Genomic DNA, 25,408 nt, shown 5'->3' on the forward strand with positions numbered 1-25,408 from the left:
ACCGGACGGAGTTGTTTCAGGCTTAAAATATGTCGTTGAACAGCGCCGTCAGAAGCATCGCCGTTGTGGGGGCCGGGCCGGGCGGCCTGTACCTCGCCATATCCCTGAAGCTGCGCGATCCGTCGCTTTCGGTGGTGGTCCACGAGCGCAATCAGCCGGACGACACCTTCGGTTGGGGCGTGGTGTTTTCCGACCAGACCCTGGCCAACCTAAAGGCCAACGACCCGGAGACCGCCGCCACCATCGAGGCCGCCTTCGTCCATTGGGACGACATCGACGTTCACATCCACGGCGAGACCATCCGCTCGGGCGGTCACGGCTTCGCGGGCATCGGTCGCCAGCGGCTGCTGACCCTCCTGCAGGAACGCGCCCGGTCGCTCGGCGTCGACCTGCGGTTCCAGAGCGAAGTCGCCGACATCCGCGCCCTGCCTGCTGATGTCATCGTCGCCGCCGATGGCCTGAACAGCCGCATCCGCAACGACAATCCCGAGGTCTTCGGCGTCGACGTTGACGTGCGGACCAACAAGTACATCTGGCTGGGTACGAAACAGTCGTTCGACGCCTTCACCTTCGCCTTCGTCGAGACCCCGCACGGCTGGATCTGGGCCCACGCCTACCAGTTCGAGCCCGGCGCCTCGACCTTCATCGTCGAATGTTCGGAAGCGACCTGGCGCGGCCTCGGCTTCGAAGCCATGGACCACGACCAGACCTGTCGCGCGGCGGAAGCCCTGTTTGCTGACTGGCTAGGCGGGCATGCCCTGATGAGCAATGCGAAACACCTGCGCGGCTCGGCCTGGCTCAACTTCCCGCGCGTGGCCTGTTCCAACTGGCGCGACGGCAAGGTGGTGCTGCTCGGCGACGCCGCCCACACGGCCCATTTTTCTATCGGCTCCGGTACGAAGCTCGCTTTCGAGGACGCCATTCGCCTGGCCGAGACCCTGACCGAAGCCGACGATCTGGACGAGGGTCTCGCTGCTTATGAAGCCGAGCGCCGGATCGAGGTGCTGAAGCTTCAGAGCGCCGCCCGGAACTCCACCGAGTGGTTCGAGACGGTAGACCGCTATGTCGGCCTCGATCCTCTTCAGTTCACTTACAGCCTGCTGACCCGGAGCCAGCGCGTCAGCCACGAAAACCTTCGCCTGCGCGATGGACCGTTCCTGACCAGGGTCGAGCGCTGGTTCGCCGAAAAAGCCAGTGCTCCGTCTACGGACAATCCGCCGCCACCCATGTTCGCGCCTTTGACACTGCGCGGCCTGACCCTGCCCAATCGCGTGGTGGTCTCGCCCATGTGCATGTATTCGGCCGAAGATGGCACGGTCGGCGATTTCCATCTTGTCCACCTGGGTGGACGGGCGCTGGGCGGCGCCGGTCTGGTCTTCACCGAGATGACCGACGTCTCGGCCGACGCCCGCATCACGCCCGGCTGCGCGGGCATGTACCGCACGGAACACCGCGACGCCTGGAAGCGGATCGTCGACTTCGTCCATGCCCAGGGTGCGCGCATCGCCATTCAGCTGGCTCATGCCGGCCGCAAGGGTTCGGTGGAGCGGCCATGGGGTGCGCGCGCAGACAAGCCACTGGAGGACGGCTGGGAGCTGATCGCCCCCTCCGCCATTCCGTGGTCGGACGAAGACCAGACGCCGCGCGAGATGACCCGTGGTGACATGGATCGTGTCCGCGATGATTTCGTTCGCGCGACCGGCTGGGCGGCCGAGGCCGGCTTCGACATGGTCGAACTGCATTGCGCCCACGGCTATCTGCTGTCCTCTTTCCTGACGCCCATCTCCAACCACCGCGCCGACGACTACGGTGGCACCGTCGAGAACCGCCTGCGCTTCCCGCTGGAGGTCTTCGCCGCCATGCGCGCGGTCTGGCCGAATGACAAACCCATGTCCGTCCGCCTGTCGGCCACCGACTGGATGGACGAGGGCCTGACGCCCGAAGATTCCGTCGCCATCGCCCGCGCCTTCGCCGAGGCCGGCTGCGACCTGATCGACGTCTCGGCGGGTCAGACCTCGCCCGACAGCCGCCCGGTCTATGGCCGGATGTTCCAGACCCCCTTCAGCGACCGCATCCGCAACGAGGCGGGTGTCGCCACCATGGCGGTCGGCAACATCTACGAGACCGACCACGTGAACAGCATCCTCGCCGCCGGCCGCGCCGACCTGTGCGCCCTCGCCCGACCGCACCTGGCTGATCCAAACTGGAGCCTGCGCGCCGCCGCGGAACTGGGTTGGCGCGGCCAGTCGCCTCCCGTCCAGTATCTCGCCGGCTTTGGCCAGTTGGCCCGCAATCTCGAAAAGCAGCAGCAGGCCGGACCGGTATGAGCCTGACCGGACATCATGCCGTGGTCACCGGCGCGGGCTCCGGCATCGGCCGGGCCACAGCCGAACGACTGGCGGAGGCGGGCTGTCAGGTCACCCTGATCGGCCGCCACGTCGCCCGTCTGAACGAGACGGCGGACCGCATCGGCGACCTCGCCTTCGCCGCCACCGCCGACGTCACCGACCCGGACATGCTGGCCGCCGCCATAGAAGTCGGCCGCGACCGCTTCGGCCCCATCGACATCCTGGTCAACAACGCCGGCGCCGCCACCTCGGCCCCCTTCCTCAAGACCGACGCCGAAGCCCTCCGCGCCATGCTGGCCCTCAATCTTGAGGCCCCCGCCGAGGCGGCACGTCTGGTCCTGCCCGGCATGCTGACCCGCCGTTGGGGCCGGATCGTCAACGTCGCCTCGACCGCGGGCCTGAAGGGCTATCCCTATGTCTCCGCCTATGTCGCGGCCAAGCACGGCCTTGTCGGCCTGACCCGCGCCCTGGCGTTGGAGGTCGCGGCGAAAGGCGTCACCGTCAACGCGGTCTGCCCCGGCTTCACGGAGACCGAGCTGGTCGCGAAGTCAGTCGAGTCCATCATCGCCAAGACCGGCCGTAGCGAAGAGGAAGCCCGCGCCGCGCTGGCCGCCTCCAACCCGCAAGGTCGCCTGATCACCCCGGACGAGGTGGCCACGACCATCGTCTGGCTGTGCGGCGACGGCGCCTCGGGCGTCAACGGCGCGGCGGTGCCGGTCGCGGGCGGCGAACTGTGAGCGCCGCGGTCGCCTCGCTGCCGGACCGGCTGGGCGGCGCCCCCGACGGCAAGCGGTCGCTGAGGCTGTGGCTGCGGCTTCTGACCTGCTCGACCCGGATCGAACAAACGGTATCGCAGCGGCTGCGCGACGAGTTCGGCTCCACCCTGCCCCGGTTCGACATGCTGTCGGCGCTGGACCGCGCGGGCGAGGCGGGCCTGACCATGGGCGAGGCCGCCGGCATGCTGATGGTGTCCAACGGCAATGTCACCGGCCTGGCCGCCCGGCTCAAGGCCGACGGCCTGATCGAGGCCATGGCCGGCGCAGATCGCCGCGTGCAGCGCGTGCGCCTGACGCCCCTGGGCCAGACCCGTTTCGCCGCCATGGCCCGCGCCCATGAACGCTGGATCGAAGCCCTGTTCGCCGATCTGACCACGACCGAGACCGACGACCTGACCCGCCTGCTGGAGCGCGCCAAGCGGTCGCTCCACGCCACGACTTACGAGGAGCTCAACGGATGAAGGCGCGCGACTACAAGGCGGCCCATTTCCTCTGGTCGGTCGATGACGATGGCGTCGCGACCCTGACCCTGAACCGGCCAGAGCGGAAGAATCCGCTCACGTTCGAGTCCTATGCCGAGATGCGCGACCTGTTCCGTGCCCTTGTCCATGCCGATGACTGCAAGGTGGTCATCGTCACCGGCGCGGGCGGGAACTTCTCCTCGGGCGGGGACGTGCACGAGATTATCGGTCCGCTGACCGAAATGGACATGCCGGCTCTGCTCAACTTCACCCGCATGACCGGCGATCTGGTCAAGGCCATGCGCAGCTGTCCCCAGCCGATCATCGCCGCGCTGGACGGCGTCTGCGTCGGCGCCGGCGCCATCATGGCCATGGCCTCGGACCTCCGCATCGCCACGCCGCGCACGAAGACCGCCTTCCTGTTCACCCGCGTCGGCCTGGCCGGCTGCGACATGGGCGCCTGCGCCATCCTGCCCCGCCAGATCGGTCAGGGCCGGGCGTCGGAGCTGCTGTTCACCGGCCGCGTCATGACGGCTGACGAGGGCGAACGCTGGGGCTTCCACAACCGTCTCGTCGAGGGCGAGGTCCTGATGGAGACGGCCCTGGACCTGGCCCGCTCGCTGGCCAAGGGGCCGACCTTCGCCCACGGCATCACCAAGAACCAGCTCAATGTCGAATGGGACATGAGTCTCGACGCCGCCATCGAGGCCGAGGCCCAGGCCCAGGCGATCTGCATGAAGACCAACGACTTCCGCCGCGCCTACGAGGCCTTCGCGGCGAAACGCGAGCCGGTATTCGAGGGGAACTGAGCATGGGCGATCGCACCTTCCTCGACTGGCCCTTCTTCGACGACCGCCACCGCGCCTTCGCCGCCGAACTGGACGCCTGGGTCGGCGCGACGGACGCCATCGGCCTGCACGGCGACCACGACCTCGACGGCGATTGCCGCACCATTCTCAAGGCGCTGGCTGAGAGCGGGTGGCTGAACAACGCGGTGCCCGGCGCCAACGGCAAGCTGGACGTCCGGACCCTGTGCCTGACGCGCGAGACCCTCGCCCGCCGCTCCGGCCTCGCCGACTTCGTCTTCGCCATGCAGGGACTTGGCTCGGGTCCGATCAGCCTGTTCGGCACGGACGACCAGAGGGCCCGCTGGCTGCCCGGCGTCGCCTCGGGCCAGACCATCGCCGCCTTCGCCCTGTCCGAGCCCGACGCCGGTTCCGACGTCGCCGCCCTGTCCACCAGCGCCCGCCGCGACGGCGACCACTGGGTGCTGGACGGGACCAAGACCTTCATCTCCAACGGTGGTCTCGCCGACCGCTACACCGTCTTCGCCCGCACCGGCGAGGCGCCCGGCGCCAAGGGCCTCAGCGCCTTCGTGGTGGATGCGGACACGCCCGGCTTCGAGATCGTCGAACGCATCCCCCTGATGGCGCCCCACCCGCTGGCCACGATCCGGTTCAACAACTGCCGCATCGACGGCGACCGCCTGCTCGGCCAGCCCGGCGAGGGCTTCCGCATCGCCATGGGCACGCTAGACGTATTCAGATCCACCGTCGCCGCCGCCGCCCTCGGCTTCTCTCGCCGCGCCTTCGACGAGGCCGCGGACCGGACGACAAACCGCCGACTGTTCGGCGCGCCCATGAGCGACCTGCAGCTGGTACAGGCTTCATTGGCCGACATGGCGTTGAAGATCGATGCCTCGGCCCTGCTGATTTACCGCGCCGCCTGGCTGAAGGATCAGGGCGCGCCGCGCGTCACCCGCGAGGCCGCCATGGCAAAGCTCTACGCCACCGACGAAGCCCAGGCGGTCATCGACGCGGCCGTCCAGCTGTTCGGCGGGCTCGGCGTCGTCTCGGGCCATCCGGTCGAGCGGCTGTATCGCGAGATCCGCGCCCTGCGCATCTACGAAGGCGCGTCCGAGGTGCAGAAGATCGTCATCGCCCGACAGGCGCTCGCTGCCATGGGTGGAGGCGCCTGATGGGGACCAGCGCGCACATCGACCGGTTCGTCCTTGACCACCTGCCGTCAGCGGACCAGCAGCCCGACCTGATTTTCAGCCTGCCCGAGCTCGCCTACCCCGACCGGCTCAATGCCGCGACCGAACTGCTGCGCCGGGCGATTGACGCCGCCAGTCCGGACGCCCGCGCCCTGATCGACTTCGACCATGAATTTTCGTGGACGCGCGTCGATGCGATCTCGGGCCGGATGGCGAGTGTGCTGGTCGAGGACATGGGCCTGGTCCCCGGCAATCGCGTCCTGCTGCACGGGCCGAACTCGGCCTGGACGGTGTTGGCCTGGTTCGCGATCCTGAAAGCCGGCGGCGTCGTGGTCGCCACCATGCCCATGCTCCGCGCCGCCGAGCTGGCGACGGTGATCGACAAGGCACAGATCAGCCATGCGTTGGTCTATGCGGCGTTCAAGGAGGTGGTGGACGAAGCGCGTGAAACCTCGCCGTCGCTGACGCAGGTTATGGACTCCACCGCGCTGCAGAAGGCCGCACAGGCCATGCCGATGGGGTTCCGCTTCGACGCCGTGAACACGGCCGCCGACGACCCCGCCCTGATCGCCTTCACTTCCGGCACCACGGGCAAGCCGAAGGGCTGCGTCCATTTCCATCGCGACATTCTCGCCATGGCCGACACCTTCGCCGGCCACATCGTCGGCCTGACGAAGGACGACATCGTCGTCGGCACCCCGCCGATCGCCTTCACCTTCGGACTCGGAGGACTGGTAGTCTTCCCCGCCGCAGTCGGCGCCACCACCGCCTTCGCCCCCCGGCCCGGCTTCGACGCCCTCGCCGAGACCATCGCGCGTCAGAAGGCGACCGCCCTCTTCACCGCCCCGACCGGCTATCGCGCCCTGCTCAAGTTGGCCGGCGACCACGACCTGTCGAGCCTGCGCACCTGCGTCTCCGCCGGCGAGACCCTGCCCGCCGCCACCTCCGATGCCTGGCACGAGGCCACCGGCGTCCGCATCATCGATGGCATCGGCTCGACCGAGATGATCCACATCTTCATCTCCGCCTCGGGCGACGCCATTCGCCCGGGCGCCACCGGCAAGGCCGTCCCCGGCTATGAGGCGCGGATCATCGACGCTGAGGGTCGGACACTTCCGACCGGCGAGACCGGGCGGCTGGCCGTGCGTGGTCCGACCGGCTGCCGCTACCTGTATGACGAGCGGCAGGCGGCCTATGTGCAGGATGGCTGGAATCTGACCGGCGACGTCTACCGCCTCGATGAGGACGGCTATTTCTGGTTCGTGGCCCGGTCGGACGACATGATCGTCTCCTCCGGCTACAACATCGGCGCGCCCGAGGTGGAGAACGCCCTGTTGCGACACCCAGCGGTGGCCGAGGCGGCCGTCATCGGCGTCCCCGATGCCGAGCGCGGCCAGATCGTGAAGGCGTTTGTCGTCCTCAACCCGGACCACTCCGCCACTGATGAACTGCGGATCGCCCTGCAGGACCACGTGAAAAGCATCATCGCCCCCTACAAATACCCACGAGCCCTCGATTTCGTAGACGCCCTGCCCAAGACACAGACCGGCAAGCTGCAACGCTTCCGGCTGAAGGCAGACGCATGACCGGCCGGATCTTCACCACCGAACGGCGCGTCCGCTTCGCCGACTGCGACGCCGCCGGCATCGTCTTCTTTCCCCGCTATTTCGAGATGCTGAACGGGGTCGTCGAGGACTGGTTCGCCGGACCGCTGCAGGCCTCGTTCCGCGAACTGCATGTCGAGCGCCACGTCAGCGTCCCCACCGCCGCCGTCGAAGCCCGATTCATCGCCCCCTCGCGGCTGGAGGATGAACTGACATTTGCCCTGACGGTCACGCGCCTGGGAGGCGCGTCCTGCACCCTACGCCACCGCATCTCCTCCGGCGCGGACCTCCGCTTCGAAGCCACCCAGACCATCGTCTATGTCGGCGCGTCGCTGAAGCCCGAGCCATGGCCCGACGCGTTGCGCGCCCGCATCGCCCCCTTCGTGGAGACGCCCGCATGAACCGTGTCCTGCTGCCCGAAGGCTGGCCCCGGCCCAAGGGGTATTCCAACGGTATCGAGGCCGGTGGCCGGATGGTCTTCGTCGCCGGCCAGATCGGCTGGGCGCCCGAAGGCGTGTTTGTCGAGACCGGCTTCGCCGGGCAGTTCCGCCAGACGATCGAGAACACACTCGCGGTCCTTGCCGAGGCCGGTGCCGGTCCGGAGCATATCGTCCGGATGACCTGGTACATCGTCGACAAACGCGAATACCTCGACGCGTTGCGGGAGATCGGAGCGATCTGGCGTGAGTTGATCGGCCCGCACTATCCGGCCATGGCCGTCGTCGAGGTGAAGGGCCTGATCGAGGACGCGGCGCGGATCGAGATCGAGACCACAGCCGTCATCCCCGCGTGAGGCTTGGCGCCGCGCGATTCCGGGGCCACAGCTAGAGCATGCGGCTGCACGACGACGTCCTTGGTTCTCTCGAAGCCGAGGCCATTCACATCTTCCGGGAGGTCGTCGCCGAATGCGAACGGCCCGTGCTGCTGTTTTCCGGCGGCAAGGATTCCGCGGTCCTGTTGCACCTCGCGCGCAAGGCCTTCTTCCCGGCCCCGCCGCCTTTCCCGCTGCTGCACGTCGATACGATGTGGAAATTCCGCGAGATGTACGCCTTCCGCGATCAGGCAGCGGCCGAGGCGGGCATGCGGCTGCTGGTCCATCGCAATCCCGAGGCCGAGACAGACGGGATCAACCCGTTCGATCACGGAGCGAGCGTTCATACCGACCTGTGGAAGACGCAGGGCCTGAAGCAGGCTCTGGACCTGCACCGGTTCGACGCCGCCTTTGGCGGCGCGCGCCGCGACGAGGAGAAGAGCCGGGCCAAGGAGCGGGTCGTCTCGGTGCGCACGGCAGCGCACGGCTGGGATCCCAAACGCCAGCGGCCGGAGCTCTGGAGTCTATACAACACCCGTCTGAGTGACGGAGAGTCGGTCCGGGCCTTCCCCCTGTCGAACTGGACTGAACTGGACGTCTGGCGCTACATCCAGCGCGAAAACATCGCCCTGCCCTCCCTCTATTTCGCCGCCGATCGTCCGGTGGTCGAGCGCGACGGCGCCCTGCTGATGCTCGACGACGACCGCATGCCCCTGCGGCCCGGCGAAGCCGCAAGGATGCGTCGCATCCGCTTTCGCACCCTCGGCTGCTGGCCCCTGACCGCCGCGGTCGACAGCGACGCCGACACACTCGAGGCCGTTGTGCGGGAGGTCCGCGAGGCGTCGGTGTCCGAACGGCAAGGCAGGGCCATCGACCACGATCCGTCGGCCTCAATGGAGCAGAAGAAGCGCGAGGGCTATTTCTGATGGCGGCGCTGCATGACCATGGCCCGAAAGAGATCGTCCGCCTGATCACTTGCGGCTCGGTCGATGACGGCAAGTCGACCCTGATCGGCCGCCTGCTGTACGACGCCGGCGCCATCCCGTCCGACCAGATGACCACCCTGCCCGATATCGACGGCGCGCCGGACCTGTCCTTCCTCGTCGATGGTCTGGCCGCCGAGCGCGAGCAGGGCATTACCATCGACGTCGCCTACCGTTTCTTTGACATCGGCGAGCGTCGCTTTGTCCTGGCCGACACGCCAGGGCATGAGCAGTACACGCGGAACATGGTGACCGCCGCCTCGACGGCGGGCCTCGCCATCGTCCTGATCGACGCGCGTAAGGGCGTGCTGACCCAGACCCGACGGCATAGTCGGCTACTGGCCTTGCTGGGCGTCCGCAGCGTTGTGCTTGCGGTCAACAAGATGGATCTGGTCGAGGGATCGCAGGACCGGTTCGAGACCATCGTCGACGATTACCGCGCCTTCGCCGAAACGATCGGCCTGAGCGATGTCACCGCCATCCCGACCTGCGCCCGGACAGGGGGCAATGTCTCGACAACGGAAGCCCTCACACCCTGGTACACCGGTCCGTGTCTGATGGATCAACTGCGGACGGTCGCCCTGGCCGAGGCCGCGCCTGGCCCGCTGCGCATGACGGTTCAGGGCGTCAGCCGGCCGAGCGCGGACTTCCGCGGCTTCTCGGGCCGGATCGTGGCCGGCGTCGCCCGACCCGGGGACGCCGTCCGTGTCCTGCCGTCAGGCGTCAGCGCCACGATAGACCGCATCGTCAGCATGGACGGCGACCTGGATGACGCCTCGACCGGCCAGTCCGTGACCCTGACCCTGACCCCGGAGGTGGACGTCTCGCGCGGCGACCTGATCGTCTCCACCGAAGCGCCGCCTGAGGTCGCGGACCAGTTCGAGGCGCATCTGGTCTGGATGTCGGACCGGCCCCTGCTGCCTGGCCGGTCCTATTGGCTCAAACTGGGTGCCACGACCGTCCCGGCCCGGATCAGCGACCTGAGGCACAAGGTCAATGTCGATACCGGTGACTGGCTGGCCGCGCCGACCCTCAGCCTGAACGACATCGGCCTGTGCACCCTGGCCCTCGATGCGCCCGTCGCCTTCGAGCCCTATGCCATGAACCGCGACCTCGGCGGCTTCATCCTGATCGACCGGATGACCCATGAGACCGCCGGAGCCGGCATGATCCGCTTCGCCCTCCGCCGGGCTACCAACATCCATCCGCAGGCCCTGACCGTCAGCCGGGCCGACCGCGCCGCGCTCAAGCGCCAATCGCCGCTCGTCCTGTGGTTCACCGGCCTGTCCGGCGCCGGCAAGTCCACCATCGCCAACCGCGTCGAACAGCGCCTGCTCGCCGAGGGCCTGCATTCCGTGCTTCTGGACGGCGACAACGTCCGCCACGGCCTAAACCGCGACCTCGGCTTCACAGACGCCGACCGGGTCGAGAACATCCGCCGTGTGGCCGAGGTGGCGCGGCTGATGACCGACGCCGGCCTGATCGTGCTGGTGGCCTTCATCTCGCCCTTCCGGGAGGAACGGCGAATGGCGCGCGAGCGGATGGAGCCGGGCGAGTTCATCGAGGTCTTCGTCGACGTCCCGCTGGCGGTCGCCGAGGCACGGGACGCCAAGGGTCTTTACGCCAAGGCGCGGGCTGGCCAGCTAAGCCATTTCACCGGCATAGACAGCCCCTACGAGGCGCCGGAAGCGCCAGAACTGCGGATCGACGCCGCCGCCTGTTCAGTCGACGAGGCGGCCGACCGGATCCTCGCCCTCGTCCAAGCAGCCCAGGCGGCGGGTCGCCCGGGCTGAGGTCTCAGGCGGCGTACTCTGTCACTGTCAACGTCGCCTCCAGCGACACCGCCCGCACCGGCGGACGTTGCTCTTCCGGCCGCAGGTCCTGCGCTGTCGACACGATCGCGAGCGGGCCGGTCGTCAGCCTCGCCAGCTGGACCACAGCGCTATCGAAGGTGAAAACGTGGGCATAGTCGCCGTGCCCGCTATGGCTTGAATGATCGTCGCCCTCGCCTCCGCCGAAATGGACGAAGGTCGGCGATACGCCCAGATCGACCCGGCCCTTTTCAGCGAACACGCTGGTGGCGATGCCTCGGCCGGTGAGGTTTTCAGACCGCTCATAGGCGACGACACCTGTCCCCTCGACCGTGACCCGGCCCGGCGCCTCGCGGAGCTGGCGCACGATCTCGGCAGGCAGTTCCAGCCGGACGGAGCCGTCGCTTGCATCCGCATCGACCCGGATCGACACCTCGCTGGTCGATATCGGCGGGCCGCCAAGCGCGCCCGGCGGCAGGGCGAAGACCAGCGGCGCATAGAGGGCGTCGTAGCGATATCCCAGACCGCGCGTTGAGGTGATCCGTGACGCCACCCAGCGTCCCGTCTGACGGCCGTCAGGGCCCGTGAAGCCGGACATGGAGACGTCCTTCCACGGCCGGGGATAGGCAAGGTCGCCGTTCTTCTGGTGCCAGGTCGCCCAGACCCGGTCGACGTTGCAGTGGTGAAGCCAGAACACCGGGTCCAACGCCGCCGTGCGGGTGCTTCCCATCAGGCCGCCGACCAGCATGTGGATGATGTTGTGGCCATAGGCCTCGACCCGGCCCGCCGCCCGCTCGCGGCCGCAGAAGGCGTCGAAATTGTCGTCCGAAACGCGAGCCACATCGCGGCTCTGGGCGAAGCGGGCCTTCTGGAAGTCGAGGGTCTCGGTGGCCGGGTCGCGCTGGCGTTCATAGAGGGGTGAGGTCGGGTCCAGCACCCACGGCGGCAGGAAGCGGTCCACCTGCCAGTCCCAGTAGGGCATGGCGAAGTTCGTGTGGCCGGTCACCTGGGCGATGATCCGCTCCATGTGAGCCACTTGCAGCCGGTGCCAGGGCAGGAACCGCCAGTTGCCGTGCTCGGCCCGCTGGGCGTGGAGCCGATTCTGGGCCTCCCACGACAGGGAGTCCGAGCGGCGCTTCATCAGCTTGACGCCCTCGGCGAAGGCCAGGATGTCATCGTCGGCGGAGCTTAGGGAGGAGGCCGCCTTGCGGACGCGACGGGCGTCCTGCGCCCAGGCCTCGCCGGTCGCCAGGGCCGTCATCAGACCGCCCGCACCCGCCAGCGCGCCTCGTCGGTTGAGCAACATCGATCCGGCCCCCGCCTTCAGAACGGCGTTACGCTTTCAGAACCGCACCGCCCTGTCCATCGGCATCGCCCGCAGGTTGTCAGCTGTTCGAGCCATCAGGCCGATCGCGGACCGTCAAAACGCCACTTCATCGCCAGGACGCCGGCGGCCATCACGAGGGCGCAGGCATTGGCGACGATGATGGGCCAGGCGCCGGTCAGCACGCCGTAGGTGGTCCACAGGACGAAGCAGATCACCGTCAGCGAATAGGTCTTCAGCGATACGGACGAGGCGTCGCGCGCCTTCCAGATCTTGATCATCTGCGGCGCGAAACTGGTGATCGAGCACAGGGCGGCGGCCGTGCCGACGATGTTGGCCGCGAGGCTCACGTGGACGCCTTCTTCGCGGCAGACTTCCGGGCCGCTTTCCGGTTGCTGGCCGTGAGATCCTCAGCGCGGGTCGCGACGACCGGCATCTGGTCGTCGCCGTGCAGTCGCTGGGCGCGGGCCTCGACCTCGGCCAGGATCCGGTCGAGGTCCCTGTCGGTCAGGTGCTCGATGCCGATGAACCGCTCGTCGGCGGCGCCCACCGCGTGGAGCAGTTCATCCAGCTTGGCCTGCATCGCAGCGCCGTCGCGGTTCTGGGTATTCTGGATCAGGAACACCATCAGGAAGGTGATGATCGTCGTGCCGGTGTTGATCACCAGCTGCCAGGTTTCGCTGAATTTGAAGATCGGGCCGGTCGCCGCCCACCCCAGAACGATCGCCAGACAGGCGATGAACGTCCAGGGCTTGCCGGCCACCCTGGCGGTCGCCGTCGCGAATTTGACGAACTGCTTTTCCATCGCCGGTCAACCGCCCGTCAGGACGAAGGTTGCACCAGCGTTGGCGGGCGTCGCTCCCGGGTCCTCTGCTCATAGGCGTGGCCCAGAGACAGGATGCGGGCGTCGTCCCATTTGCCGCCGATGAAGCTGATCCCCACGGGCATGCCGCGGTCGAAGCCCATCGGCACGGTCAGGTGCGGATAGCCCGCCACCGCCGCCAGCCGGCTGGCCGATCCCTGCGACCGGTCGTCGTCGTCGGGATCGTTGGTCCAGGCGCGCGAAGTGGTCGGGGCGATCAGGGCGACGACGCTGTTGTCAGCCATCATCCGGTCGATGCCGTCCGGCCCCGAGGCCTGAAAGGACCGGGCGCGCGCCTCGACATAGGCCGGGTCATCCAGCCCGCCGGTCGCCTCGGCGCGCTCGAACAGGTCCTGGCCGAACAGCACGGTCTCGCGCGGCTCGGCGGCGTTGAAGGCGATGACATCGGCCAGGGTCCGGGTCCGCACCTGCGCGGGATCGGTCGAGGCCAGATAGAGGTTCAGATCGCGCTTCAGCTCGGTCAGCAGCACGGTCAGCTCCCAGCCGCCGATCTGGCGGAATTCAGCCGGCGGCTCGGTGATCTCGACGATCTCGGCCCCTGCCGCGCGCAGATTGACCAGCGCCCGCTCGAACTCGGCCTGCGCCTCGGCGGAATAGTTGGAGATCAGGAAGCGCATCACGCCGAGCCGCGCGCCCTGCAGGGAATTCGCATCCAGCGCCGCGCGATAGTCGACCCGGCGCGCATCGGCCTCGGCCGTGGCGGGGTCCAGCGGATCGGAGCCGGCGATGGCGGTCAGGACGATGGCCGCGTCCTCGACCGTGGTGGTGATCGGTCCGGCGGTGTCCTGCGAATGGCTGATCGGCACGATGTGGGTGCGGCTGACCAGCCCCACCGTCGGCTTGAACCCGACCACGCCGCTGACCGAGGCCGGACAGGTGATCGAGCCGTCGGTTTCGGTGCCGATGGCTGCCGGCGCCAGACCAATGGCCACGGCCACCGCGCTGCCCGAGGACGAGCCGCAAGGGGTGCGCGCGGGGTCGTAGGGATTCAGCGTCTGCCCGCCGACGGCGCTCCAGCCGCTGATGGAATTGCTCGAGCGGATGTTGGCCCATTCGGAGAGGTTGGCCTTGCCGAGGATGATAGCTCCCGCGCCGCGGAGCCGGCTCACCAAGGGCGCGTCGCGGTCAGGGGCGTTTTCGGCCAACGCCAGTGAACCGGCCGTTGTCGCCTGATCAGCCGTTTCGATATTGTCCTTCAGAAGGATCGGCACCTGCCAGAGCGGCGGCGTGACGAGGTGGTCGATGTGATCGTTGACGGTCGCGATCGAGAGGGCATTCGGATCGAGCGCGATGACGCTGCGATAGTCCGCCAGACCCAGATTTCGCTCGCCCAAGCGGAAAACCAAACCGGTCCCGGTGTTCGCATCCGTGTATGCGCGCACGACCGCGATGCTGAGCTGGGATGGCGCTGGCGGAGCAGCGACGATGGCGCGGTCGCGGAAGGCCGCATAGGCATGGGAGTTAACCTCCAGCCTTTCTTGCGAGACCGTGATCAGCGGGACGTGGTCGTCCCCCGAGCCCGCCGTTGCACAGCCGGTGAGCGCTACCGCCGCGACCGCCCCCGCAATCAGTCCTGCGCGGCGGGCGCCCTTGAACCGATCGTACGATCCAGGAAGTCCAGATACGTCCGCCATTGCTGCAGCTGCCTTTCGTTGCCACGCACCCCGTGGCGCTGGCCTGGATAGAGCATCATCTCGAACGGGACACTGCGGCTCTGCAGGCCGTCGATGACGCGGGTGGCGTTCTCGAAGATGACATTGTCGTCGGCCATGCCGTGCAGCAGCAGCAGACGGCCCGTCAGGCTGTCCAGCTGATCGAGGACGTCGGACGCGGCATAGCCCTCGGCGTTGGCCTCGGGCGTCGACATGAACCGCTCGGTATAATGGGTGTCGTACAGACTCCAGTCGGTGACGGGGGCCCCCGAAATGGCCGAGGTCAGGTTCATCGCCGGCTCGGTCAGCATGTGCAGGGTCATGAAGCCGCCGTAGCTCCAGCCCATGGCCGCGATCCGGTCATCGGCCACGAAGGGCAGCGACCTCAGATAGTTGATCGCCAGCACCTGATCCTCGATCTCCGGCTGGCCCATCTTCAGATAGAGGGCTTGCTTGAACGCCGCCGAGCGATCGCCCTCGCCGCGGTTGTCGAGACGGAAGACGATGTAGCCGGCCTCGGTCAGAAGCTGGTTGGTCGCGCCCTGCCAGCTGCGGCGGACGCCTCCGCCCGACGGGCCGCCGTAGACCTGCATGACCACGGGATACTGGCGCGACGGGTCGAAGCCTGGCGGGGTGGTCATCTGCCAGACCAGGGTCTCGCCATGGCTTTCAAGCGTGCCGAAGGTCACCTCACCGCGTCGCGAGACATAGGGATGGATCGGATGCCCGGCGTCCAGCCGGTTCTCCTCGATCCAGCGCACGAAGGTTCCATCGGCGCGGTACAGCGCCGACTGCGCCGGCGTGCCCAGGTCGGTGTAGTTGCCGACATAGGCCGTGCCCGTCCTGTTCATGGAGGCCGACCACCAGCCGCCGCCCGGCGTCACCGCGACCGGCGTCACCGTCCGGCGCAGGCTGGCGCGGAACATCTGCTGTTCGATCGGCAGTTCCCGCCCGTCCCGCATCGAGGCGGTGAAGAAGACCTCGCCCGTGCGCTGATTGACGCCGGTCAGCCCCTTCACCGGCCAGTCGCCCCGGGTGATGGCGCGGATGCGGCGACCGTCGCGGTTGTAGAGGTACAGATGCCTCCAGCCGGTCTCCTCAGACGACCAGATGAAATTGCCGTCGTCCAGCGCCTTGAAGTCGTCGGTCAGCGGCACCCAGGCGTCCGAAGTCCGCGTCAGGATCACCCGTGAGGCGCCCGTATCGGGATCGACGCTCAGCAGATCCAGCGTCTTCTGATCCCGCGACTGGCGCTGGACATACAGCGTCCGGCCGTCGGCCGACCAGTCCACGCGGGCCAGATAGATGTCGCGGTTCTCGCCCAGATCGACCTGGACACGCTCTCCGCTTTCGCGGTCATGGACGAACAGTTCGACCACGGCGTTGGGCCGCCCGGCGCGCGGATAGCGCTGCTCGATCACGCTGGCTCCACCACCGGTGATGTCCAGCCGCGGGATGATGTCGACGGTGCTCTCGTCCGTCCGCTGCAGGGCGATATGGCGCTCGTCCGGGCTCCACCAGTAGCCGGTGTCGCGGTTCATCTCCTCCTGGGCGATGAACTCGGCCGTGGCCCAGGTGATGAGCCCGTCGCCGTCCGTGGTCACCGCCGTCTCGCGGTTTCCGTTCAGGTCCAGCACGACCAGATCCTGATCGCGAACGAAGGAGACAAAATTGCCCCGCGGCGAGACCTTGGCGTCGATCTCGTCGGCCTCGGTCTCGGTCAGACGGCGCACGGCCCCGCCTTCACGCTCGGCGAGGAAGATGTCGCCCTCCAGCGGGGCCAGGATGTAACGCCCCTGCTGGTCCCAGGAATATTCGACCACGCCGCGCTGGCTGATCCGCATCCGCTCGCGCCGCGCCTTCTCGGCCTCGGACAGTTCGCCGGCGTCGGGGACCAGCGCCCGCGCGTCGATCAGCTTGAACGGCTCGCCCTCGCCCGTCGGCGCGGCCCACAGGTCCAGCACATCGACGTCGTCTTCGCGCGAGCGCAGGAAGGCGACCAGCTCGCCGTCGGGCGACAGGCTCACGCCGCGCGCCACCGGACCGGCCAGCGACGGATTGGCGAACACCCGTTCGGGCGTCAGGACCGCGGGGTCCGGGGTTTGCGCCATGACGGCGGTGAACGGCGACAGGGCGGCCAGAAACAGGGTGGAGGCGAGGAGTTTGTTGCGCATGGCGGCGACGCTAGCGGGGGTTTCGGCCGGCGTCATCCCCGATTCCGCAGGCGCGACGACAGGGGCGACGACAGGGGCGAAAGTACACTGTGGGCCCGGAAAAATTGTGGTCGGCTGCGCGACCGTGGGGGCGGTCGTCGCAGGAGGAGGCCGTCGTCCCGGATGCGGGTGCTGCGCTGTGTTTCGAACCGTCAATTATCCCGTCTCCGTGGCCGTTTCACATAGAGGCAGATGGCTGCGTCAACTTCGGTCGCACGAGGGCCGCTGGTCGGTCGGGCCGACGGGAACGGGGGGCGAAAAGGTACGGTCGGGGGCGAAAAGGGACGTGATGATCAGGGGCGGGAAGACAGCATCGGGAGCGATGCGCCAGGAACAAGCCCGACGTGACACCGCATCCCTTCCCCCCTCGCCTCTCACCCCCTAATAAGCGCGCAATGACCGACGTCGCCGCCGCCTCCCCGCCCGCGAAAGCCTCCGCCTTCCATGAGCTGGAAGTGCTGTGGGTGCGCCACTGGACCGACCAGCTGTTCAGCTTCGCCATCGCCCGGCCCGAGGATTTCCGTTTCCGCTCGGGCGAGTTCGTGATGATCGGCCTGCCCGGCGAGGACGGCGGAAAGCCGATCCTGCGCGCCTATTCCATCGCCAGCCCCGGCTGGGCCGAGGAGCTGGAGTTCCTGTCGATCAAGGTGCCCGACGGCCCGCTGACCTCGCGGCTGGTGAACATAAAGGCCGGCGACACCGTCCTCATGGGCAAGAAGCCGACCGGCACCCTGGTGCTGGACGCCCTGACCGGCGGCGAGCGTCTGTGGCTGATCGGGACCGGAACCGGACTGGCGCCCTGGCTCAGCGTGGCGCGCGATCCCGACACCTACAGCCGGTTCGGCCATGTCGTGGTCTGCCACACGGTGCGCCACGAGGCCGACCTGACCTATCGCGACTTCCTGACCTCGGGCATCCACGACGATCCCCTGATCGGCGAGGAGGCGAAGGCCCAGCTGACCTACTATCCCACTGTGACCCGTGAGCCGTTCGTACACCCCGGCCGGATCACCGACCGCATCAAGTCCGGGGCCCTGTTTGACGATCTGGGCCTGCCGCACGGCTTCTCGCCCGAGCGGGACCGCGTCATGCTGTGCGGCTCGATGGCCATGATCAAGGAAACGGGCGAGCTGCTCGAAACCTTCGGCCTGAAGGAGGGCTCGAACGCCGAGCCGGGCGACTATGTGCTGGAGCGCGCCTTTGTCGGATAGTGTCACGATCGATCCGCGCACCGCGCCGGAAGCCTGCGCCTCCATGGCCGAGGTCCGTCAGGGCGTCGATGCGCTGGACCGCGCCCTGGTGCAGCTGCTGGCCGAGCGCCAGCGCTATATGGACGCCGCCGCCCGCATCAAGCCGGACCGCTCGGTCGTGCATGACGACGCCCGTATCGAGGACGTGGTCGCCAAGGTGCTGGCCGCCGCCGGTCCCGCCGGCCTGTCGCCGGCCATCGCCGAGCCCGTCTGGCGCACCCTGATCGACCGCTGCATCGCGCATGAGTTCTCGGTCTGGGACCGCACGCGCGGCTAGCCCCGCAGCGACCTCAACATCAGCGCGTGCCGGTAGGCCGCCACATCGGCCAGGGCGATCTCCAGCGCATCCCGCACCCGGTCAAGCAGCGGCGGAGCTGCGGCCTTGTCCGCCGCCTCCGCCGTCTGGCAGGCCGCCGCCAGGGTGTCGGCGCCGATGCCCGCGGCCGCGCCCCGGATCGTATGCACCGCGTCCCGCCAGCCGTCCTCGCGCACGTCCAGCAGCGGCGACCACAGGGCGGCCTGCTGGGCGAACAGGCCCAGCACCTCCTCCGTGATGGAGTCGTCGCCGCCGGTCATCCGCTCCAGCACGGTGAAATCGACCGCGCCGGAGAGGTCCCGCAGGGCCATCAGCCGGCCGTCTCCTCACCCTTGGCCAGCCGCGAGTTCCAGGCCGACCAGCCGAAATAGACCACCAGTCCGGCGATGTTCCAGTAGAGGAAATACAGCTGGGTCGACGGCCGCAGGCTGAAGAAGAAGACGACGCAGCCGATGATGGTGATCGCCCCGACCAGCCACCAAAGCGGCGCCTTGAAGACGCGCGGCCGGTTCGGATCGCGCAGGCGCAGGACGATCAGGCAGACCCCCACCGCCGCAAAGGCCGCCAGCGTCCCGGCGTTGGCCAGCGACGCCAGTTCGTCCAGCCGCATGATCCCGGCCAGGGCCGCCACCACGATGGCGGTGAAGATGGTGACCACCGCCGGGACGCCGCGCGAGGAGACCCGGGCCAGGCGGCGCGGCAACAGGCCGTCGCGCGCCATGCCGAGGAAGATGCGGCTCTGGCCGAACAGGAAGGCCAGCAGGACAGTCGGCAGGGCCACCACGGCCGAGACGGCGATCCACTGCGCCGCGGCGCCCTGCCCCATTTCGCGCAGGATCAGCGCCAGCGGCTCGGGGCTTTCGGCGAAGCTGGCGACCGGCCGGGCGCCGATCGCGGCGGCCGCGACGACCAGATAGAGGGCGGTGCAGACGACCATGGAGCCGACGATGCCGATGGCCAGGTCGCGCTCGGGCCGTTTGGTTTCCTCGGCCGCCGTCGAGATGGCGTCGAAGCCGTAGAAGGCGAAGAAGATGATCGCCGCCGCCGCCATGACCCCGGTCTGGACCACGGGCTGGCCGGTGATCTGTTCCGCGAACGGAAGGGCCGGCGAGCCGAAGCCGTTGGGCATGAAGGGGGTGAAGTTGGCCGGGTCGAAGGCCGGCAGGGCGATGGCCACAAAGGCGATCAGGGCCACGATCTTGATCACCACGAGGATGGCGTTCAGCGTCGCGCTCTCGCGGGTGCCCAGCAGCAGCAGACCCGTCACCACGGCGATGATGAACACCGCCGGCAGGTTGATGAAACCGCCCGCCACGTGCGGTCCCGCCATCAGGGCCGTAGGCAGCTCCAGCCCCATCCCGCTCAGGAAGCCGACCGCATAGCCCGACCACCCCACCGCCACGGCGGACACCACCAGCGAATATTCGAGGATCAGGCTCCAGCCGACGATCCAGGCGATCAACTCGCCCAGGACGGCGTAGGAGTAGGTATAGGCGCTGCCCGCCGCGGGCATCATCGTCGACAACTCGGCGTATGCGAGGGCGGCGCAGGCGCAGACCAGACCCGCCAGGGCGAAGCTGATCATCACCGCCGGCCCCGCCAGCCCGGCCCCGACCCCGATCAGGGTCAGAATGCCGGTGCCGACGATCGCTCCGACGCCCAGCGCCATCAGGTGCGGCCAGCCCAGCGTCTTCTTCAGCGCCGGCCCGTCGTGCGGGGCCAGCATGGCGTCGATCGAGCGCCGGCGGTTCCAGAAAGCCATGGTCATTTCCCCCGTCGCCGCTCCCCGGCGGCTGATTCCGACTGACCCTAGCCCGTCCTGCGGCAAACCGAAACGGAGCCCGAAATCCCCTTGCACGCGAGAGGCATTCCCATTAGGTACGCCCCCTCGCTGAAGCCGGTCCCAGACTGGCGCACGCGCAGATGGCACAGGCCTTGCGAGGCCCCGTGCAGACGAATGGTCCGGGTGATTAGCTCAGTTGGTAGAGCAGCTGACTCTTAATCAGCGGGTCGTAGGTTCGAACCCTACATCACCCACCATCGTCCCAACCCCTGTGAACCGAACCCGGTCCCGGACACCTTCGGTGTGAACCCGTTCCCGCGGACGAGTTGCCATATAGCCAGGCTCGCCGCACACTGTTCGGCGGGTTTGAGACGGGAGAGCGCCACCGCCCCCGAAGCCGGACCCCGGGGGGACGGCCATGGCCAATCGGACCACTTACACGAGGCACGGTCTCGCCGAGCCAGGCCTCCGCGCCCGTCCCGTGTCGGTGCAGGAGGTATCCGCCGGCGAAGGCGTAGCGGACGGCCTCCAGCCGCTGGATGAAGCCGCGGCGACGGGATGGCGCCCAATGCCTGCCGAGGTCATGCCGCCCGGGCCGGAGGTCATGCCCCCCCTGCTCCCGGTCGACGGGATCACCCCTCCGGTTCTCGACGCGCCCCGGCCGGTGACCGCGAGCAACGACACCGCAACCGCTGTCGAGGACGGCACGGCCGTCGTCATTTCGGTGCTGAACAACGACGTCGGCGTCGCCGCCGTCGCCCGAATCAACGGCGTCGCCGTGACCCCCGGCAGCATCATCACCCTGCAGTCGGGCGCACGGGTGATCGTCAACACCGACGGGACCCTGTCCTATGAGGTCGGCACGGCCTTCCAGAGCCTCGGCGCCGGTCAGACGGCCCAGGACACCTTCACCTATGCGGCGGTGGACGCAGGCGGATCGCCCCTGGCCCCGGAGGGCGTATTCAACGCCGCGGCGATCAACGGGACGAACGGCTTCGTGATACACGGCGCCGCAGCCGGCGACCGCAGCGGCTATGCCGTGGCGGGCATCGGCGACATCAACGGCGACGGGATCGACGACCTGCTGATCGGCGCCCTGTCGGCGGATCTCGCCGGCCGCACCGACGTCGGCGTCAGCTATGTGGTCTACGGCCGCCAGGGCGGCTTCGGCACCTCGCTGGACCTCGCCAATCTGACCGCCGCGCAAGGCTTTGCCATCACCGGCGTCAACGCCTTCGACTACAGCGGCGCCAGCGTGCAGGCGGCGGGCGACATCAACGGGGACGGACTGGCCGACTTCCTGATCGGGGCGCCATGGGGCGAGGCCGCGCAAGGCGCCAACGCCGGCGAGACCTATCTTGTCTTCGGCCGTCAGGGCGGCTTTGGCGCCGGTCTGGACCTGGCGACGCTGAACGGCGCCACGGGCGTGACGTTCCGGGGCGGCGCCGCGGGCGACGGGCTCGGGTTCGCCGTTTCGTCAGCGGGCGACATCAATGGCGACGGCTTCGACGACCTGATCCTCGGCGCCCGGGAGGCGAACGGCGCCGGCGAACTGGATGCGGGCGCCAGCTATATCGTGTTCGGGCGGGCGGGCGGATTCACCGCCGGCATCGACGTGGCCGGGCTGACCGGCGCCAACGGTTTCGCCATCCTCGGGGCCGACGCTGTGGACCGCAGCGGCTATTCGGTCGCGGCGGCGGGAGACATCAACGGCGACGGCATCGACGACCTGATCATCGGCGCGCCACAGGGCGATCCGGGCGGGCGGGCGAATGCGGGCGAGGCCTATGTCGTGTTCGGCCGGCTGGGCGGCTTCGGCGCCAAGCTCGACCTCGGCGCCCTGACCGGCGCCAATGGCTTCACCATCTCGGGCGTCGATGCCGGCGATCACGCGGGCTGGTCGGTCGCTTCGGCCGGCGACATCAACGGAGACGGCCGGGCCGATCTGGTCATCGGCGCCCTCTATGCCGACCCGGGCGGCCGCGAGAATGCCGGCGAGACCTATGTCGTATTCGGTCGGGCGGGCGGATTCGGAGCCAATCTGGACCTGTCCTCCATGTCCGCCGCCCAGGGGTTCACGATCACGGGCACGGCCGCGCTGAACCTGACCGGCCATTCGGTGGCCTCGGCCGGGGACGTCAACGGCGACGGCATCGACGACCTGCTGATCGGCGCCCTCTATGCGGACGGCGCGGGCGGCGCCGACGCCGGCGAAACCTATGTCGTGTTCGGACGTCAGGGCGGCTTCGGGGCTGTGCTGGACCTCGCCTCCCTGAACGGCCAGACCGGCTTCGCCATCGGCGGGGCCGCCGCCGGGGATTTCAGCGGCCAGTCCGTCTCGGCGGCCGGCGATGTGAACGGCGACGGCTTCGACGACCTGATCATCGGCGCCCCCCACGCCGACCCTTCAGGCCGCACAGACGCCGGTTCGAGCTATGTCCTGTTCGGCGCGGCCAACGTCACCCGCCTGACCAATGACGCGACGGTCACGGTGACCGTCACCGGAACCAATGACGGACCGGTCATCACCTCCAACGGCGGAGGCGCGACGGGCGGCTACACCATCGTCGAGAACACGACAGGGCCGAATGCGGTCACCGCCTTCGACCCCGACGCCGGCTCCAACCTGACCTATTCCATCGTCGGCGGCGCGGACGCGGCCCTGTTCGCGATCAATGCGGCGGGCGTTCTGAGCCTGATCAACCCGGCCAATTTCGAGGCTCCGGCGGATCAGAATGCGGACAATGTCTATGAGGTCATCGTCCAGGTTTCGGACGGCCAACTGACCGATACCCAGACCCTCAGCGTGACCGTGACCAACGCCAATGAGGCGCCTGTCATCACCTCGAACGGCGGCGGCGCGGTCGGCGGCTACACCATCGCCGAGAACACCCTGGGGCCGAATGCGGTCACCGCGACCGATCCGGACGCCGGCGCCAACCTGACCTATTCGATCATCGGGGGCGCGGACGCGGCCCTGTTCACGATGAACGGGGCCGGGGTGATCAGCCTGATCAATCCGCCGAATTTCGAGGCCCCTGCCGACCAGAACGGCGACAATGTCTATGAGGTCATCGTCCAGGTATCTGACGGGACCCTGACCGACACCCAAACCATCAATCTCACTGTCACCAACGCCAATGAAGCCCCGGTGATCACCTCGGGCGGAGGCGGGGCCAATACGACCGTGTTTGTCGCCGAGGGCTCCAGGGCGGCGACCACCGTAGTGGCCATGGATCCCGACGCGGGGGCCCAGATCACCTATTCGATCGTGGGCGGCGCTGATGCGGGGCTGTTCAGCATCGATCCGGCGACGGGCGCGGTGGCCTTTGTCGCACCGCCCGACTTCGAAAACCCGCTCGATGCCGGAGGGGACAACAATTACGACATCGTGGTCCAGGCCTCCGACGGCGTGAACATCGACACCCAGAACCTGCGGGTCACGGTCACCGATGTCGCCGAGAACATGCTCAGCCTGACAGAGGTCGTCACCTTCGTGGCCCGCAACGAGGCCGACCCCTTCGTCCAGATCGACGCGGACGTCACCTTCACCGATTCAGGCGTGGGCTATGACGGCGGCAATCTGACCGTGACTGGTCTCAACCTCACGGATGTCATCTCCATAATGAATGTCGGGACCGGGCCCGGACAGATCAGCATCGAAACCGGCATCGTCAGTTTCGGAGGCGTCCCTGTCGGCACGGTCGCGACCGCGCCGACCGGTTCCTACATCGTCAATTTCAACGCCAATACGACGCGAGCCTCCATCGAGGCGCTGGTCGAGGCGCTGCTGTACCGCTCGACCTCGGATATCCCGGTCGCGGCCCACGCCCTGACCCTCCGGATCACCAACTCCGCCAGCGAGATGTCCGCGCCGGTGTCCTTCGCCATCCAGTTTACGGCCGACATACTGAACGGCACGACTGGCGACGACACCCTCTCGGGCCTGCGCGGCAACGACGTGATCAACGGCTTCGACGGTATGGACACGCTGTCCGGCGGCGTCGGCGACGACCGGATCTTCGGCGGCTCCGGCAATGACGATCTGGACGGCGGAGACGCCGACGACATCCTGGACGGTGGGCAGGGTTCTGACACCCTCAGGGGCGGAGACGGACGCGATCTCCTGCTCGGCGCCGAAGATGATGACATCCTGTTCGGCGAGACATCCGACGACGTTCTCGAGGGCGGCGACGGCAATGACACCCTCGACGGAGGCAGCGAGGACGACCGGCTTCTGGGCGACTTCGGAAACGATACATTGCACGGCGGCGACGGCCTCGACCGACTGAGCGGCGGGGATGGCGACGACTTCCTGTTCGCCGGAACCGGTGAAGATATCCTGGCGGGCGGCGCCGGCGTCGATGATATCCGCGGCGAGGACGGCGACGACCAACTGAGCGGTGACAGCGGCAACGACCGGATCGACGGCGGAGCGGGAATCGATACGGCGATCTTCAAGGGGCCGTTCAGTTCCTACACCATCCAGTTCATCACCGTGGGTCTGGTTCGGGTCATCGGTCCGGACGGCGACGACCTGGTGTTCGACTGCGAATTCCTCCAGTTCGACGACCAGACCGTCAATCTGCTCTTCGCCAACAATGAGCCGCCCCGCATCATATCCGAAGCGGGCAGCGCGGAGGTCGGCATCGACGTCGACGAAGGCCAGACCGTCGTCACGACGGTCGTGGCGACGGACGCCAACCTGAGTACCGTGATCTACAGCATCGCCGGCGGCGCCGACGCCGCCCTGTTCACGATCGATCCGGCGACGGGCGTCCTGAGCTTCATCACCCCCCCGGATTTCGAGGCCCCGACGGACCTGCGCCGCGACAACATCTATGACGTGATCGTATCGGCGTCGGACGGCCAGGTCCGGGATCTGCAGGCGATTACCGTGACCGTGCTGGATACAGCTGGCAGCGCCGAGCCTTCGTCCAAGGACAGCGGACCGGAAATCTGCATCGCGCCCGACGACGTCGACGGCGGAGAGGCCGGAACGCCGCAGGTTCTGCCGGGCCTGTTCGACAAACCGGCGACGCTGCCGCCCGTTCTGGATGATCCGGGAGATCTGCGGGAGACGCCGGACTTCTTCCCGTTCCGGGACCAGATTGCGACGCCGGGGTTCCGTCAGGCCGATGCCATGCCTTGGGAAGCGCCGCCGCTCACCGTCCGGGACGACGGCTTCTCCTGAACG

General features: G+C 68.2%; 20 protein-coding genes and 1 tRNA gene. 14 read left to right on the forward strand and 7 right to left on the reverse strand.

Going from position 1 to position 25,408, the window contains the following annotated elements; genetic code table 11:
* Positions 1-29: 29 nt before the first annotated feature.
* From B3E43_RS14565 to cysC, 10 genes are read left to right on the forward strand one after another with little or no spacing between them, the layout of a single operon-like run.
* Entirely contained in the window at positions 30-2,327 is a 2,298-nt protein-coding gene (locus tag B3E43_RS14565) for a bifunctional salicylyl-CoA 5-hydroxylase/oxidoreductase (protein ID WP_292030763.1), read from the forward strand.
* The gene (locus B3E43_RS14570) at positions 2,324-3,085 is read left to right on the forward strand and encodes an SDR family NAD(P)-dependent oxidoreductase (RefSeq protein ID WP_292030765.1); all 762 of its coding nucleotides are present in this window, start codon (positions 2,324-2,326) and stop codon (positions 3,083-3,085) included. Before B3E43_RS14565 ends, B3E43_RS14570 begins: the two co-directional genes overlap by 4 nt.
* The gene (locus B3E43_RS14575; RefSeq protein WP_292030767.1) at positions 3,082-3,585 is read left to right on the forward strand and encodes a MarR family winged helix-turn-helix transcriptional regulator; all 504 of its coding nucleotides are present in this window, start codon (positions 3,082-3,084) and stop codon (positions 3,583-3,585) included. Before B3E43_RS14570 ends, B3E43_RS14575 begins: the two co-directional genes overlap by 4 nt.
* On the forward strand, positions 3,582-4,394 hold the full coding sequence (locus tag B3E43_RS14580) for an enoyl-CoA hydratase family protein (RefSeq protein ID WP_292030769.1): 813 nt from the start codon (positions 3,582-3,584) through the stop codon (positions 4,392-4,394). The genes B3E43_RS14575 and B3E43_RS14580 overlap by 4 nt, the downstream gene beginning before the upstream one ends.
* A gap of 2 nt (positions 4,395-4,396) precedes the next feature.
* Positions 4,397-5,563 carry an acyl-CoA dehydrogenase family protein gene (locus B3E43_RS14585; protein ID WP_292030771.1) on the forward strand — a complete coding sequence of 389 codons (1,167 nt, stop codon included), beginning with the start codon at positions 4,397-4,399 and terminating at the stop codon, positions 5,561-5,563.
* Complete coding sequence (locus tag B3E43_RS14590) at positions 5,563-7,167, forward strand: AMP-binding protein (RefSeq protein ID WP_292030773.1); 1,605 nt, start codon at positions 5,563-5,565, stop codon at positions 7,165-7,167. The genes B3E43_RS14585 and B3E43_RS14590 overlap by 1 nt, the downstream gene beginning before the upstream one ends.
* A complete protein-coding gene (locus tag B3E43_RS14595) occupies positions 7,164-7,586 on the forward strand; it encodes an acyl-CoA thioesterase (protein ID WP_292030775.1) in 423 nt (140 codons plus the stop codon). The genes B3E43_RS14590 and B3E43_RS14595 overlap by 4 nt, the downstream gene beginning before the upstream one ends.
* The gene (locus B3E43_RS14600; protein ID WP_292030777.1) at positions 7,583-7,978 is read left to right on the forward strand and encodes a RidA family protein; all 396 of its coding nucleotides are present in this window, start codon (positions 7,583-7,585) and stop codon (positions 7,976-7,978) included. Before B3E43_RS14595 ends, B3E43_RS14600 begins: the two co-directional genes overlap by 4 nt.
* A 38-nt stretch (positions 7,979-8,016) precedes the next feature.
* Positions 8,017-8,922, forward strand: a complete 906-nt coding sequence (gene cysD / locus B3E43_RS14605) for a sulfate adenylyltransferase subunit CysD (protein WP_292030779.1) — start codon at positions 8,017-8,019, stop codon at positions 8,920-8,922.
* A complete protein-coding gene (cysC, locus tag B3E43_RS14610) occupies positions 8,922-10,772 on the forward strand; it encodes an adenylyl-sulfate kinase (RefSeq protein ID WP_292030781.1) in 1,851 nt (616 codons plus the stop codon). Before cysD ends, cysC begins: the two co-directional genes overlap by 1 nt.
* Positions 10,773-10,776: 4 nt before the next feature.
* Here the strand turns inward: cysC and B3E43_RS14615 are convergent, their stop codons facing one another.
* From B3E43_RS14615 to B3E43_RS14635, 5 genes are all read right to left on the reverse strand, one after another.
* Positions 10,777-12,096: a tyrosinase family protein gene (locus tag B3E43_RS14615; RefSeq protein WP_292030783.1), complete on the reverse strand. Its 1,320-nt coding sequence runs from the start codon at positions 12,094-12,096 to the stop codon at positions 10,777-10,779.
* 95 nt (positions 12,097-12,191) lie between these two features.
* Complete coding sequence (locus tag B3E43_RS14620) at positions 12,192-12,464, reverse strand: SemiSWEET family sugar transporter (protein WP_292030785.1); 273 nt, start codon at positions 12,462-12,464, stop codon at positions 12,192-12,194.
* Entirely contained in the window at positions 12,461-12,919 is a 459-nt protein-coding gene (locus tag B3E43_RS14625) for a low affinity iron permease family protein (RefSeq protein ID WP_292030787.1), read from the reverse strand. Before B3E43_RS14625 ends, B3E43_RS14620 begins: the two co-directional genes overlap by 4 nt.
* 17 nt (positions 12,920-12,936) lie before the next feature.
* Entirely contained in the window at positions 12,937-14,631 is a 1,695-nt protein-coding gene (locus tag B3E43_RS14630; RefSeq protein ID WP_292030789.1) for an amidase, read from the reverse strand.
* Complete coding sequence (locus tag B3E43_RS14635) at positions 14,565-16,859, reverse strand: S9 family peptidase (protein ID WP_292030792.1); 2,295 nt, start codon at positions 16,857-16,859, stop codon at positions 14,565-14,567. The genes B3E43_RS14630 and B3E43_RS14635 overlap by 67 nt, the downstream gene beginning before the upstream one ends.
* Before the next feature lie 398 nt (positions 16,860-17,257).
* On the opposite strand from B3E43_RS14635, the gene B3E43_RS14640 reads away from it, so the two are divergent.
* Both B3E43_RS14640 and B3E43_RS14645 read left to right on the forward strand, forming a co-directional pair.
* Positions 17,258-18,073 (forward strand): ferredoxin--NADP reductase, encoded by an 816-nt coding sequence (locus B3E43_RS14640; RefSeq protein ID WP_292030793.1) that lies wholly within the window; start codon positions 17,258-17,260, stop codon positions 18,071-18,073.
* The gene (locus tag B3E43_RS14645; RefSeq protein WP_292030795.1) at positions 18,045-18,389 is read left to right on the forward strand and encodes a chorismate mutase; all 345 of its coding nucleotides are present in this window, start codon (positions 18,045-18,047) and stop codon (positions 18,387-18,389) included. Before B3E43_RS14640 ends, B3E43_RS14645 begins: the two co-directional genes overlap by 29 nt.
* On the opposite strand, the gene B3E43_RS14650 is transcribed toward B3E43_RS14645, so the two are convergent.
* Entirely contained in the window at positions 18,386-18,739 is a 354-nt protein-coding gene (locus tag B3E43_RS14650) for an Hpt domain-containing protein (RefSeq protein WP_292030797.1), read from the reverse strand. The genes B3E43_RS14645 and B3E43_RS14650 overlap by 4 nt on opposite strands.
* Entirely contained in the window at positions 18,739-20,190 is a 1,452-nt protein-coding gene (locus B3E43_RS14655) for an amino acid permease (protein ID WP_292030798.1), read from the reverse strand. The genes B3E43_RS14650 and B3E43_RS14655 overlap by 1 nt, the downstream gene beginning before the upstream one ends.
* A gap of 202 nt (positions 20,191-20,392) precedes the next feature.
* Here B3E43_RS14655 and B3E43_RS14660 point away from each other — a divergent pair.
* Both B3E43_RS14660 and B3E43_RS14665 read left to right on the forward strand, forming a co-directional pair.
* Positions 20,393-20,468, forward strand: a tRNA-Lys gene (locus B3E43_RS14660).
* A 347-nt stretch (positions 20,469-20,815) separates the two neighbouring features.
* Entirely contained in the window at positions 20,816-25,405 is a 4,590-nt protein-coding gene (locus tag B3E43_RS14665; RefSeq protein WP_292030799.1) for a cadherin domain-containing protein, read from the forward strand.
* Positions 25,406-25,408 lie beyond the last annotated feature (3 nt).

It is taken from the genome of Brevundimonas sp. UBA2416 (assembly GCF_002343105.1).
Classification (GTDB): domain Bacteria; phylum Pseudomonadota; class Alphaproteobacteria; order Caulobacterales; family Caulobacteraceae; genus Brevundimonas.